At 59.6% G+C, this 13,240-nt stretch carries 12 protein-coding genes; 5 read left to right on the top strand and 7 right to left on the bottom strand.

Annotated features, from left to right (window positions below):
• Window positions 1–4: 4 nt before the first annotated feature.
• Window positions 5–1,240, bottom strand: a complete 1,236-nt coding sequence (locus RBB75_RS03900) for a beta-ketoacyl-[acyl-carrier-protein] synthase family protein (protein WP_353069600.1) — start codon at window positions 1,238–1,240, stop codon at window positions 5–7.
• A gap of 447 nt (window positions 1,241–1,687) precedes the next feature.
• On the opposite strand from RBB75_RS03900, the gene RBB75_RS03895 reads away from it, so the two are divergent.
• A complete protein-coding gene (locus RBB75_RS03895; RefSeq protein ID WP_353069599.1) occupies window positions 1,688–2,263 on the top strand; it encodes a hypothetical protein in 576 nt (191 codons plus the stop codon).
• A 32-nt stretch (window positions 2,264–2,295) separates the two neighbouring features.
• On the top strand, window positions 2,296–3,195 hold the full coding sequence (locus RBB75_RS03890; protein WP_353069597.1) for a class I SAM-dependent methyltransferase: 900 nt from the start codon (window positions 2,296–2,298) through the stop codon (window positions 3,193–3,195).
• A gap of 176 nt (window positions 3,196–3,371) precedes the next feature.
• On the opposite strand, the gene RBB75_RS03885 is transcribed toward RBB75_RS03890, so the two are convergent.
• Window positions 3,372–4,787 (bottom strand): PP2C family protein-serine/threonine phosphatase, encoded by a 1,416-nt coding sequence (locus RBB75_RS03885; protein ID WP_353069595.1) that lies wholly within the window; start codon window positions 4,785–4,787, stop codon window positions 3,372–3,374.
• An 85-nt stretch (window positions 4,788–4,872) separates the two neighbouring features.
• Here RBB75_RS03885 and RBB75_RS03880 point away from each other — a divergent pair, with 85 nt between their 5' ends.
• A complete protein-coding gene (locus RBB75_RS03880) occupies window positions 4,873–5,220 on the top strand; it encodes an EthD family reductase (protein ID WP_353069593.1) in 348 nt (115 codons plus the stop codon).
• A 185-nt stretch (window positions 5,221–5,405) separates the two neighbouring features.
• Here RBB75_RS03880 and RBB75_RS03875 read toward each other — a convergent pair whose 3' ends face one another.
• The 4 genes from RBB75_RS03875 to RBB75_RS03860 form a co-directional block, all read right to left on the bottom strand.
• A complete protein-coding gene (locus tag RBB75_RS03875) occupies window positions 5,406–5,663 on the bottom strand; it encodes an acyl carrier protein (RefSeq protein WP_179639410.1) in 258 nt (85 codons plus the stop codon).
• Between the two features lie 88 nt (window positions 5,664–5,751).
• The gene (locus RBB75_RS03870; RefSeq protein WP_353069592.1) at window positions 5,752–6,945 is read right to left on the bottom strand and encodes an NAD(P)/FAD-dependent oxidoreductase; all 1,194 of its coding nucleotides are present in this window, start codon (window positions 6,943–6,945) and stop codon (window positions 5,752–5,754) included.
• 45 nt (window positions 6,946–6,990) lie between these two features.
• On the bottom strand, window positions 6,991–8,067 hold the full coding sequence (locus RBB75_RS03865; RefSeq protein WP_353069590.1) for a type III polyketide synthase: 1,077 nt from the start codon (window positions 8,065–8,067) through the stop codon (window positions 6,991–6,993).
• A 160-nt stretch (window positions 8,068–8,227) separates the two neighbouring features.
• Window positions 8,228–9,109, bottom strand: coding sequence for a hypothetical protein (locus tag RBB75_RS03860; RefSeq protein WP_179639407.1), 882 nt, complete (start codon window positions 9,107–9,109; stop codon window positions 8,228–8,230).
• A gap of 471 nt (window positions 9,110–9,580) precedes the next feature.
• On the opposite strand from RBB75_RS03860, the gene RBB75_RS03855 reads away from it, so the two are divergent.
• A complete protein-coding gene (locus RBB75_RS03855; protein ID WP_353069589.1) occupies window positions 9,581–10,306 on the top strand; it encodes a PEP-CTERM sorting domain-containing protein in 726 nt (241 codons plus the stop codon).
• 129 nt (window positions 10,307–10,435) lie between these two features.
• On the opposite strand, the gene RBB75_RS03850 is transcribed toward RBB75_RS03855, so the two are convergent.
• On the bottom strand, window positions 10,436–11,407 hold the full coding sequence (locus RBB75_RS03850; RefSeq protein ID WP_353070354.1) for an SDR family oxidoreductase: 972 nt from the start codon (window positions 11,405–11,407) through the stop codon (window positions 10,436–10,438).
• Window positions 11,408–11,797: 390 nt separating this feature from the next.
• On the opposite strand from RBB75_RS03850, the gene RBB75_RS03845 reads away from it, so the two are divergent.
• A complete protein-coding gene (locus RBB75_RS03845) occupies window positions 11,798–13,165 on the top strand; it encodes a nucleotide sugar dehydrogenase (RefSeq protein WP_353069588.1) in 1,368 nt (455 codons plus the stop codon).
• The last annotated feature ends 75 nt before the right edge of the window (window positions 13,166–13,240 follow it).

Below are 13,240 nucleotides of genomic sequence, written 5' to 3'. Positions count from 1 at the left end.
AGATTTATTCGATGGAGCGGATGGCCAGGACGGCGTTGAGTCCTCCGAAGGCGAGGGAGTTGGAGAGGGCTAGTTTTGGCGAGGCTTTGCGGGGCGCGCCGAGGATGATATCGAGGTCGATGGCCGGGTCGACCTGGGTGATGCCGGTGTTGGCGGGGAGGAGGCTCTCCTTGAGGGCGAGGATGGTGGCGAGGGCTTCGAGTGCTCCGCTGGCTCCGATGGAGTGGCCGTGGAGGGATTTGGTGGAGCTGACGGGGATTTTTGAGGCAAGTGGCCCGAAGACCTGATGGATGGCGGCAGCTTCGGTGACGTCGTTGACCAGGGTGCCGGTGCCGTGGGCGCTGAGGTAGCCAACCTCTTCAGGTGAGGCGCCGGCGTCTTTGAGGGCGGCTCGCATGGCTGCGGCGGCTCCGTCAGGGTGGGGCTGGGTAATGTGGCTGGCGTCGGCGGAGCTGCCGGTGCCTACGATCTCGGCGTAGATGGTGGCGTTGCGGGCTTTGGCGGATTCGAGGGTTTCGAGGGTGAACATGGCGGCGCCTTCGCCGAGGGTCATGCCGTCGCGGTCGGCGGAGAAGGGGCGGCACTGGGTGGGGGAGACGACGCGCATGCTGTCCCATGCGCGGAGGAAGCCGAAGGTGAGGGGGGCTTCGTGGCCTCCGGTGATGGCGGCGTCGATCATTCCGGCGCGGATCATCTGGAAGGCGAGGCCGATGGCGTGGGTACCGGAGGCGCAGGCGGTGGAGATGTTGAGAGAGGGGCCGGTGATCTTCTGGTCGATGGAGATGTTGCTGGCTCCAGCGGAGGCCATGGTGCGGACGACGGTGAGGGGGTGGACACGGGCGTCGCGGGTGTACAGCTTATTGGTCTCGGTCTCTTCGGCCTGGCGGCCACCGCAGGCGCAGCCGACCACAATGGCGATTCTGTCGGGTGCGTAGTGGCTGGTCAGGTGGGACTCTACGGCGGCCTGGCGGGCGGCTACGACGGCGAAGTGTACGGTGCGGTCGGTGGCGGAGAGGATGCCGGAGTCGAGGTGCTGGCGGGCGTCGAAGTCTTCGACGGCGGCGGTCTGGGTGAAGCGGAGGCCCTGTGTCTTATCGTGAGCTTCGCGGGCGGGGGCTTCGGGGTAGGGCGGGAAGGGGGCGATGCCGGTGGTGCCGGCGAAGAGGGAGGTGCGGAAGTCCGCGACGGTGTTACCGATAGGGGTGATGCATCCGAGGCCGGTGACTACGACACGATTCACTTCTTCTCCCTGATGGTGCTCTGGTGATTGTAGATTCTTCCGAGCGGCCTGCTACCCCCCTCCCCCTGCGGGGGTATTTTGCGGGTAAAATACTTGTTTTGAATGGTTTGCGGACAGAGCAAGCTTGTAAAACGTTGCATTGAAAAGGGTTGCTCGCAAAATATTCCATTAAAACGGGTTACGGGGTCCACGGCGAGCTGTTCACGATCTGTTTCTCTATTTGTCAAAAAAAAGCCCCTGCTGATCTCAGGGGTCATTTTTAGTCCTATTTCCATTATATCTGTATGGACCAAACTCATACGCCACGCTTTTATGCTGGATTGGCGCTGGGTTTGGAGGTTTTGGGGGTTGACAGTGTGCGGGAGGAGATCTTGGAGACGAGGTTATGGGACTTTGAGGTCCGGCCGCGCGTAGTTGTTACATTCTTGAGATACAGGACAGGACTCCATGCAGACTCGTCTTCCACGCTTCTCTATCTTTTTCGCGCCGGTTGTTTTGGTGGCTATGCTCTTTTGTGTTGCGGGGGGCCTTGTCGCCCAGAAGCCGGATGGAGGCGTGGAGCTCCATGCCAAGTCGAACATTACGGCGGCGGATGTAGGTTTGCCTATTTATCCGGGCGCGACCTTGTTCAAAGATGCGGATAACGATGCCGCGGTGGATATGGGACTGACCTTCGGAGACTTTCATTTTAAGCTAATGGCGGCCAGCTATGTGACGAGCGATTCTCCAGCGCAGGTTCTGGCGTTCTACCGTAAGCCGATGTCGCGCTATGGGGAGGTGTTGGAGTGTGACCATGGAAAGCCAGTCGGCGCTCTGACGGTTACGCGGAGTGGCCTTACATGCTCGGACGATCACGGTGGCCATGTGCAGGTAAACGACTCCTCGAGCGATCATGAGTTGCGGGCGGGCTCGCCGCTTCGTTATCGGATCGTCGGCCTAGACAGATCGCACTCGGGGCCTACCCACTTCGGACTGGTTTATCTTGAGCTGCCGAAGGATAGTGACGAGAAGCAGAAGCAGTAGGGCTTAACAATCTGGCGCACAATGGAAAGACGATGAGGGATGCGTTGGAACTCCTTGTGCGGCAACTGGAAGAGCAGCCGTCGCTTCTTGAGCCGGATCGGCTTCGCGAACGCCTGGGGGCGCTGGACCGGCTTGACGCTTATTTTGCCTTTCTTCCGGATGTTCCTGAAGTAGTGCCTGGGGTTGGTTCGAAGGATGCGGAGCTCTCTCTTCGCGCTAGGGCTGTGTGTGCCAGGCTGGAGGCTGCGAATGCGGCGCTCTACGGGGCCATTCGAGGGGAGATTCAGCTTGGGCGCGGGCGGGATGCTTTGCTGCGGTGGGTTCAGAGTTGCTCCGAAGAGGCGGGGGGAGTTGCCAACGGTGCGGGCTACGACTACTTAGATGAGTTGGTCAGCGGGGTGTTGCAGTTTGAAGATCCTGATGCGCGAGAGGCTGCGCGGGAGCCTGAGATGGTGTTTTATCAGCCCACTCCGGCGCGCCATATCTTTGATCTGATCGGCGGGAATCTGATCGGCGGGGCTGGGCTGAGTGGGGAGGATGTTGTTGTCGATCTTGGATCGGGGCTGGGCCATGTTCCGCTGCTGGTTTCGATCTGCACAGATGCGCGCAGTATCGGTATTGAGTTGGAGGCGGCTTACGTCGAATGTGCTCGGAGGTGTGCACAGAGGCTGAACGTGAAGAGGGCTACGTTCCTTTGTCAGGATGCGCGGACGGCGGATCTTTCTGGCGGCACGGTCTTCTATCTTTACACTCCTTTTGCTGGATCCATCCTGCGCGAGGTGCTGGATCGTCTCAGGCGGGAAGCTGCTACTCGCCGGATCCGCATCTGCACGTATGGGCCTTGTACGTCTGTGGTTGCGAAAGAGCCGTGGCTTGAGGCTACCGCAACGCCAGAGATGGATCGGATCGTGCTCTTTCGCTCTCGCGATTAAATCCTGCCGGACGGGCCTCCTGCGCGGAGCGCGGTCGGCTGTTCCTCCCGTTGGTCGGAGGGAAGATCGTGCCGACCAACGGGAGGAGCTATGTCGCTGATAGTTGCAAGAAAGGTACACGCGTCACGAAGTGACCGCTGCCCGCGCAGGGCGCTCGTCCGGCAGGACCTTTTTCTCTAGAGTTGCGGTTGAGAGATGTTTGCCGAGAAGTAGTCGCAGACGAGGAGGGTGAGGTCGTCGTTCTGGGATTTGGAGGACCAGCGTTCGAGCGAGGAGAGGATGCTGGCGGCGGCGGCTTCGACGCTGAGGCCGGCGGCCTCTTTGAGCAGGGTGTGGAGGCGACCAGATCCGAACTCTTCTCCCTGGGCGTTGGTGGCTTCGAGGATGCCGTCGGTGTAGAGGAGGAGGCGGTCGTTGGATTGAAGTGCGTGTTCGGCGGTCGTGTAAGTTGCGAAGGTAAACGCTGCGAGCATGAGGCCGTTTTCCGTGAGCTCGATCACGCTTCCTTCACGCAGTAACAACATGGGAGGGTGCGCGGCGGAGGAGTAGCGGAGGGTGGAGGAGGCGGCGTCGAGATAGACGTAGGCGGCGGTGACGAACTGATCCTGCGTGTTGCCGCAGAGGACGGAGTTCATTCCGGCGAGGAGAAGGGCGGGATCGGCGGCGTTGGCGCGCTGGGAGGTGGCGGCGAGTTTAACCATAGAGGCGATGAGGGCGGCGGGGACGCCGTGGCCGGAGACGTCGGCGATGAGGAGGCCGGCCTGGGTTTGATCGGCGACGAGGAAGTCGTAGAAGTCTCCGGCGACGGCGGTCATGGGGACGTAGCGGGCGGCGACGTGGAAGTGGGCGGACTGGGGGTAGGCTCGGGGGAGAATCGAGGTCTGGATTTTCCGGGCGATGTCGAGTTCTTTTTGCAGGTCGCTGAACTGCTGGTCGCGTTGGAGGCCGCGCTTTGCGGCTACGTAGCCGAGGATGGAGAGGAAGATGGTGAAGCCGATCGGTTCTATGAACACACGGTGACCCAGGGCTCCGCCGATGTTATCGAAGAGCGCGAAGAGAATGAAGACGAAGAGGCCGCGGCGAGCGATGACGAAATCTCTGTCTGTCTGCTTTCGTGTGAGTGATTGGATGATGAGGGCAAATAAGCTGGCGATGACGACCAGGTTGTTGGTCGTCTGAATGGCGGGTCTTAGACCGAATACCATCGTTGCGACGGCAAGACCCAGGAAGACGGCAGTGAGAGCGAGGATGAGCTTGCGGCCAGACCGGCCGAGGAAGCCTGCCGCTTCGAAGTAGAAGAATCCGGGGATGGGGACCAGGTAGTTGCCGATGGCGCGGAGGTCATCGAAGAAGTGCGACGGAGGGATGATGAGGGCGAGGAGGCCGAGCTGGAGCCAGAGTCTTTGACCGTAGAAGATGGCGAAGAGAGCGAGCCAGAAGAGCATGGCGTCGAACTTGCGGCCTAGGAAGGCGAAGGCTATCGAGACGAGACCGACGGCGGTGAAGGAGGCGCCGAGGAAGAGGTAGAGCTCGTCGTGATGAAAGGTCCGCAGAACCTGACTGGCTGTCAGTTGAGGGTCGCCTACATACATACGAGCGAATGATACACGGGGGCGCGGGGCGGTTGCGGTAGTCTAAGTTTGGCCTGTGCAGGATGGGCGGTGGTTCGCGCTAATTATGATCAAGCGTTTTGTGATACTCAGACGGCGATCGGGAATGTCGAAGGGGGCCTTTCGAGCTTATTGGCGAGATGTACATGGTCCGCTGATCGCTGCGATACCCGGCGTCCGGAAGTATGTACAGTTTCATGTGGACTCCGAGATCAACCCGGAAGAGGATGAACCGATCGACGGGATCGCGGAACTATGGTTCGATTCCAAAGAGGCTCAGGTTGAAGCCTGGAGTTCCCCGCAGTATGCGTTCGCGGTGGCCGATGAACCCAATCTTTTTGATAGCAGCAGCCGGTCGATTCATCCGGTGATGGAGATCGAAACGGTGATCCTGGTGCCGGAGGGTGGCTTGTAGATTGGGGAAGGAGAGCGGTTCGTGCTTTCGCACGAATACCCCACCCTATCGCGATGAGACTGCGAAAGGATGGGGCACCCGAGGTATAGGGGATTCGAGTATATGGTCGTCGGATGACTTAGCTGTCCGGCTGATTTGTCAGGGAAGCGACCGAAGCGTCGAGGTTGTCCGTCGAGGGCGGAGGGTCAGTGGGTGGTGATGTGGGCGGGGGCGGTGGTGAGCTTGGCGACGCCTTCGACCATGTCACCTACGGTGCGGAGGGTGCTGAGGGCTTCGTCGGGGATCTCGATGTTGAAGGCCTCTTCGACCTCGAAGGAGATGTTGATCTTATCGAGGGAGTCGATGTTGAGCTCGTCGAAGGTGTTGGTGAGGGAGATGGAGTCCGCGGGGATGCTCTTGGATTTTGCGATGATGTCAATGCAGCGTGTGGCGATATCAGTCATGGAGCTCCGGAGTCCTCGGGGATAGCCTGAACTTACAGTGAGGCGAGTGCCGCTGTAAAGTTCATTGGGGCTGCCGCCCAGGTCTAGTTTAGCTTGTCAGCAGGTGTAATCCGGTTGCCAGTAGTTCGTCAATACCTGGGAAGATGCAGGCGCGGTGGTCGATGTGGACCTCGAGGAGACGCTGGAAGAGGATGGGATAGCGTTCGAAGGTGTTGAGGACCCGGGTACGGAGGCGAGGGGAGCGATCCATCTGAAGCAGGCTGCGGGACATGAGGCTGGGAGCAAGCTGGATGCGGCTGTGGGCGTGCTGGTAGGAGGCGAGGTCGTCTGCGTTGAGGGCATGGGCGAGCGCGAGGGCCTGACGGAAGCAGAGGGCGAGGCCTTCGCCGGTGATGGCATCGACGGAGCCTGAGGCGTCGCCTAGGAGTGCAATGTTGTTTGCGGTGACTCGGCGGAGGGAGCGGCCCAGGGTGATGGAGCCGCGCGGTGCGCTGCTTGGAGTGGCTGCTGCAAGGTGGCGTTGCAGGGTGGGATAGTGGGCGAGGGCCAGATGGGGGCTGGGGATTTTTTTATTGGAGATGAAGGCGACGCAGACCTCGGTGGAGGAGGTTGGGGTGACGTAGGCTTGGCCGTGGTTGCTCCAGTAGACCTCGACGAAGTTGGTCCAGGGGGCGATGGCGTAATGCTGTCGGAGGCCGATGCGGCGGGAGTGAACGGTGGCGGCGGTGAGGCCGGCCCAGGCGGCGATGCGGGAGTGATGGCCGTCGGCGCCGATGAGGTAGCGGGTGCGAAGGGTTTGACGGTTGGTGTGGACGAGGTGGCCGATGGAGGCGGGCTCGATGCTTTGGACGGAGTTGTCCCAGTGAAAACGGACGCCGAGCGAGAGGGCGCGATCGAGCAGAAGCTGGTGGAGGACGGTACGGCGGATGCCTCGGCCGGGATTGGCGGGGAAGGTGGCTTCGGCGGTGGTGGGTGTGCGGTTGGGGTGCTCGTGATTGGGATGGTCGTTACTGGGATGCTCGTTGAGAAAGCGGATGCCGCGCAGGAGTTGGTTCTCGATGTTGCACAGATTGCGATTGAGGTGGAAGCCGAGGACTTCGAGGGCATCGAAAGCATTTGGCAGGAGGCCTTCGCCGCAGGCTTTGTCGATGGGCGGCTGCCGGGCGTCGAGGACTTCGACCTGGAGGCCGCTGGTGGCACAGGCGATGGCGGCAGCAAGGCCGGCTGGGCCTGCGCCAACGATGAGAACCTCCGCGGCGGATCGACCGTTGCGGAGGTTCATCGGGGACTGCTTTCAGGTTTGTCTAGCGCGCTGCAGAGACTGCTGCTACCACTGCAGGAGAACGAGCTCGGAACAGAAGGCTGGCCCCATGGCAGCGAGGATGCTGTAGGTGCCGGGCTTGCCGGGCGCGTTGACGAGTACATCTTCGAGTACGGCAAGGACCGAGGCTGCGGAGAGGTTGCCGACCTCGCGGAGACTACGCCACGAGGGCTCGAGGGCGTTGTCGGGGAGGTTGAGGGTGGTCTCCATGGCTTCAAGAACTTTGGGGCCGCCGGAGTGGAAGATGTAGCTCGAGATGTCATCGAGGGTTAGACCGTTGTCGGTGAGAAAGGATTCAACGTTGCCGCGGAGATGCTCGTTGACGACCTTGGGGACGTCGGGGGAGAGGACGATCTTGAAGCCCATGTCGCCGATGTCCCAGCCCATGATGTGTTCGGTGTGCCGGTAGAAGGTTGAGCGGGTGTCGAGGATCTTGGGGCCGGAGATGCAGGTGGGGCAGGTGCGCTTGGCGAGTGCGGTTTCGCTGCCTGCGATGATGACGGCGGCGGCTCCGTCGCCAAAGAGGCCGCAGGAGATGAGGTTGGCGATGGACTGGTCGTTGTCCTGCCAGGTAAGAGAGCAGAGCTCGACCGAGAGGAGGAGGGCGTACTGGTTGGGGAAGGCGCGGACGTAGTCGGAGGCGCGGGAGATGCCGGCGGCACCGGCGACGCAGCCGAGGCCGAAGATGGGCGTGCGCTTGATGCTGGTCGGGAAGGGCATGCGGTTGATGAGGCGCGCGTCGATGGTGGGACTGGCGATGCCGGTGACCGAAGCAAAGAAGATGGCGGAGATGTCGGCTGGGGTGAGTCCTACGCGGGCGAGCGCGGTGTCGATGGCTTTTTCGCCGAGTTCGACAGCGGCGACGATCCAGGCGTCGTTGGTGGGGCCGAAGCCCGAGAGGTTCTTGTAGACGTCGAGGGGGAAGACCAGGTTGCGAAAGTCCACCCCGCAGTTGACGAAGAGCCGGTTGATGAGCCGGGGCTCTTCCATGCGGTCCTGCCAGCGCGCGGTAAGTGCTTCTGAGATTTGTGCCTGGGAGTAGCGGTGAGGTGGATAGGCCGTGCCGACAGATGCAATGCGCATGCTTATGAGAACCCTTTGTGGTGACGTAAATTGAGCTGCGTTTCGTTCATGATGCGTGGAAGTCAATAATGCAGCCTGCGATCGTCTCTGGAGGCGTGGATGGAGCGATGGGTTAAAGGTACACGCTGAGTGAGGTTCAGTGTTGAATTTCGGCGGGAGGCTAATGAAGGCGGCCGATCTGGCGCTGGTAGAGGGTGTTTTTTGGGAACTCCTGGGAGAGGCCGATCAGGATCTGTTTGCCGGATTGGGTGCGGCCATCGCGAAGCTCTCCGACGGCGAGCATGAGGCGGGCGAAGGGAGCGAGATAGTGACCTCGTTCGGCGGTAAGTTTGAGGAGGCGGACGCCTTCGGCCTTGTTGGTGCCTGCTCCGGCCATGCCGAGGAACCAGCGGATGGGAGCGGCTTTAAGGCTAAGCATGTAGTTTTCGATGCCTACGGCCAGGTTGGCGTCGTAGAGGGTGGGGTTGGCAGCGAGAGCCTGCTTGGCATACTTGCTAGCTAGTTCGCTGTATTTGAAGGCGCCATACTCGTGACGGTCGATCAAGGAGGCCCAGTCGGCCTGCATGCCTGAGGTGACGGCTTTGCAGTAGAGCGCGTTCGAGTCGCCGGGGTTGCGCTGGAGGGAGACATCGGCGAGGTGGTTGGACTGATTAATGCGATCCTCGAAGCCTTGCTTTATCGCCGGGTCGATGGCGGGGCGGGTGCGCGAGGTGAAACGGTTGTCGTCGGCGAAGAGCTCGATGTCTAGGACGCCAAGGCGGTTGAACTCGTCGAAGATGTAGCCGGCCGCGTCGGAGGCAGGGCCGAGGCAGTCGTCGGGATGAGCGCTCATCCATTGACCGAAGTGTCCGTGGGCGACGTTGAAGTCGAGGTTGTAGAGGGCGTAGTAGCCGTCATTGAGCGGGGTGCCGGTAAGGGGTGCGCTGAAGGCGAGGACGGGTGTTGCCAGAAGGAGTAGCAGGAGGGATCCGGAGAGCGAGAGGCGCCGGGTGATTCTGGCCGAGAGTGGTGCGGTTCGGGCTGCCGGAGACGTGAGATGCATTCTTTTCTTTTACCTCATTGGTTTGAAAGTGCGCTTTGGTTTTAAAACTTTGCGAATGGAATTTGCCTGATTTAGGACGTTGCAGCGGTTCTCTCTACTGAGATGCGATTTAGAGGGGACGCCCGCCCGGATCGACTGGAGCGGGCGTCCATTTTCAGAGGATCGGTAAGAAAGTCCTGATCATCTACGGCGACGCGCAATTTTTAGCAGTCAAGTGGCAAAGTTTGTCTTATTTGCATTAAATGGGTGCATTTTATTGCACTTTGTCTTCCTAGTGAATCTCTAACTGTCTCATTCAAAATGGTTTTTGTTTGGGGAACAAGCTGCTTCAAGATTTGCATGATTGCCTTCAAGACCCGCTGCGGTTCGGTTAGCCAAATTGAGGGTAGTGACAGGCGCACATGTACGAGACCGTGGCAAGCCATGGTTCAGGATCGAACCGCTTCAAGCGGAATTTCAGGAGGCCCTTTCATGAAACTGTTTTCGAAACTCTCTGCCTTAGGCGCGGTGTTCGTAGTTGCAACTACGTTCGCCTCTGCCGACAATCTTCAAATTGGAAGTTATGGCGTGTATGGCGTTGACGGCGTGACGGCTGGCGGTAACTTTGGCAATGTCAATTCGGTTTTGGGAGAATCCAACTATCCCGGCTTTTCGTTCAACGACGGATTCGGGTCTGGTCAGTTGCCAGGCACCCCTACGGTGGATCTTGCCTCCGATGGGTCGGTGTGGAGCGCTGCCCTGCCGAAGTCGAGCTGGGTCTCCTTTGGTTCGACGGGACCACAGTCGAGTTCGTTTTTCACTACACCAAATGGCAACTACTTCTTCACCAGTACGTTCACCCTTGAAGATAAGAACCCTACCGACGCAAGCGGCTATCTGAATATCTATGCGGACGATACGGTCGCGGTATTTCTGAACGGGAACCTGGAGAACACGCCGACGGGAGACTCGTATCCGCATTGCTCGAACGGCGTTCCCACCTGCATTGGCGATCCTACGCTGGTCCAGCTTAATTCGAATGACTTCGTCAGCGGCGTCAATAAACTGACGTTTCAAGTGCTCCAGGCTGGCGGTGCGGAGTACGGCGTTGACTTTGCGGGTGAGGTCTCCACGGTTCCGGAGCCGAGTTCGCTGCTGCTTCTGGGAACGGGCCTGATCGGTTCTGCGGGTGCATTGTTTCGTCGAATGCGCGCGTAGTTTGAGTTGATCCAGATCGGAGGTTGCGGGAGCAGCCACTGGTGAGATGAACGTCATCGTGAGGGGCCGCCTGGTTGATGGCGGCCCCTTCGTCTGGGGTTGAGTTGATCTCTTGCAGTCAGGCGCAGGTCAGGCTTTGAGCGCTGTAACTTCCTTTTTCTGCTTTTCTTCGAGGTACCAGGCGACGGTCTTCTTGAGGCCTTCGTGGAAGTGGGCTTTGGGTTGGTAGCCCAGCTCGGTGGTGGCGCGGGTGATGTCGGCCAGTGAGTGCTGGATGTCGCCTGCTCTTGGGGGGCCGTAGATTGGCTGGGCGGTGAAGCCGAGATGTTCGGCGATGGTGGAGTAGACCTCGTTGAGGGTGTGGCTTTTGCCGGTGCCGATGTTGAAGACGCGGCCTGTGGCTACTTCGCTGGGCGCGAGGCAGGCGAGGAGGTTGGCACTGACGGCGTTGTCGACGTAGTTGAAGTCGCGGCTGGTGAGGCCGTCGCCGAAGATGGTGGGGGTGATGCCCTCCATCATCTTGAAGGTGAACTGGGCGATGACGCCGGAGTAGGGCGAGTCGGCAGCCTGGCGGGGGCCGAAGATGTTGAAGTAACGGAGGCAGACTCCTTCGAGGCCGTAGGCTCGGTAGAAGGACTGGATGTAGTACTCGCAGGTGAGCTTCTGGACGGCGTAGGGCGAGAGCGGCCGGGGTAGCATGTCCTCCTGCTTGGGCTGGGTGGGCTGGTCGCCATAGGCTGAGGAAGAGGCCGCGTAAACGATGCGGCGAACCTTGGCGTCGCGCGCTGCGATGAGGAGGTTCAGCGTGCCGTTGATGTTGGATTCATGTGAGGCGAGGGGATCTTTGACGGAACGCGGGACCGAGGCGAGGGCTCCCTGGTGGAGGATGTAGTCGATGCCTTCACAGGCGGACTTCATGCCGGCGGCATCCTGAAGATCCATCTGCCGAAAGTCGATGGAGTGGCGGATGCCGGCGAGGTTGTTGAGGTCGCCGGTGGAGAGGTTGTCGATGCCGCGTACGTCGTGTCCCTGTTCGACGAGAGCGTGGGCCAGGGATGAGCCGATGAAGCCTGCGATTCCGGTGATGAGATAACGGGCCATCATTCCTCCACCCAGACGTACTGTGCTGGGGCGTTGCAAAGATGTTCGTGACGTGATGCCACCCTTATTATCAGGGTTTGTGGGACGAAAGCTAGTGTTGCCGACAGAGGAGCAGTTTGATTTAAGTTTGAGGAGCGGAAAGAGGCAAGTCAATGCGACTTTCGTGCGACGCGGACGACCGAAGAGGGCTGATCGATAGACGTCAGGATAAAGTAAAAAATAATCAGACGGATTCTGGCTATTCGGGGAATATTGTCCAGCATTGTTCCATGCGGTTTGCATGCGAAGTGTGAAGCGTGGTTGAGAAGGCGAATAATTTACTGGAAATGGGATGTTTTGATTGAGTTTCAAAATGATGAAGTGCGGAAGGTGGATGCGATAATCGAGACTATGTTGACACAAAGCCAAGTTATTTTGCCGAAGATTGCGCAGGAGCGCATGACGCGTCTGGAGAACCGTACCGCGAAGATCGGGGTGATCGGGCTCGGATATGTCGGGTTGCCACTGTCTCTGCTGTTGTCGGAGGCGGGTTTCAAGGTGACGGGATTTGATATTGATACTAAAAAAGTTACAGATCTAGAAGCGGGCCGGTCGTATATCTTTCGAATTCCCGCGGAGGAGATCCAGAGCGCGCGGAAGCAGGGCTTCCAGGCTACTGCGGACTTTGCCGGGCTCTCGGAGATGGACGCCATCATTATGTGCGTGCCGACGCCGCTGACCGAACATCGCGAGCCGGACCTGAGCTACGTGGAGAATACGGCGAAGGCCGCGGCTCCGTGGTTGCAGGAGGGGCAGCTGGTGGTGCTGGAGAGCACGACGTATCCGGGGACGACGGAGGATCTGATGATCCCGATCCTCGAGGCGGAGAACCGCAATGGGCTGAAGGTGCAGAGCAAGGGTACGGTGGCCGAACAAGGTGTTTTCTATGTGGCGTTCTCGCCGGAGCGTGAAGATCCGGGCAATACGACCGTGGCGCGGCACAATATTCCGAAGGTGGTGGGCGGCCATGAGGAGATTGCGACCGAGCTGGCGGCGGTGATGTACGAGGGTATCTTTACGCGGTCGGTGAGGGTGTCTTCGACGCGCGCGGCTGAGATGACGAAGCTGCTCGAGAACATTTATCGCTGCGTGAATATTGCTCTGGTCAATGAGCTGAAGGTGCTGGCGCTGAAGATGGGGATGGATATCTGGGAGGTGATCGACGCTGCGGCGACGAAGCCATTCGGGTTTCATCCGTTTTATCCCGGGCCGGGCCTGGGGGGACACTGCATTCCGATCGATCCGTTTTATCTGAGTTGGAAGGCGAAGGAGTATGACTTCAATACGCGCTTCATTGAGCTGGCTGGCGAGGTAAATGAGGCTATGCCTGCGCATGTGGTGCAGTATGTTGCGAAGGGGCTGAACCAGAATAAGAAGGCTGTGAACGGGGCGCGCATCCTGATGTTGGGGATGGCTTACAAGAAGGACATTGATGACCTGCGCGAGTCGCCGTCGCTGACCGTGATCGAGTTGCTGCGGGAGCAGGGCGCCGAGGTGCAGTACAACGATCCCTACTTCCCGACCGTGGGCAGAGGGCGGCACTACAACCTGAATATGACCTGCACGCCGCTCGATGATCTGGGGCAGTACGACTGCGTTCTGATCATGACTGACCATACGGACTACGACTACAAGGACATTGTGAACAAGTCGAAGCTGGTGGTGGATTCGCGGAATGCAACGAAGGGGATCAAGTCGGACAAGATCGTTCGTTGCTAGTAAGGTCTTGCTCGGCAATGCAGTGGTTCCGCTTTCCTGAGTGGCCCCCTTCGGATAGCTCGCTATCGGTGGGTT

Source organism: Tunturibacter empetritectus (assembly GCF_040358985.1).
Classification (GTDB): Bacteria; Acidobacteriota; Terriglobia; order Terriglobales; family Acidobacteriaceae; genus Edaphobacter; species Edaphobacter empetritectus.
The sequence above is the reverse complement of the archived record's forward strand: the minus strand, read 5'-3'. Positions and strand labels throughout refer to the sequence as shown.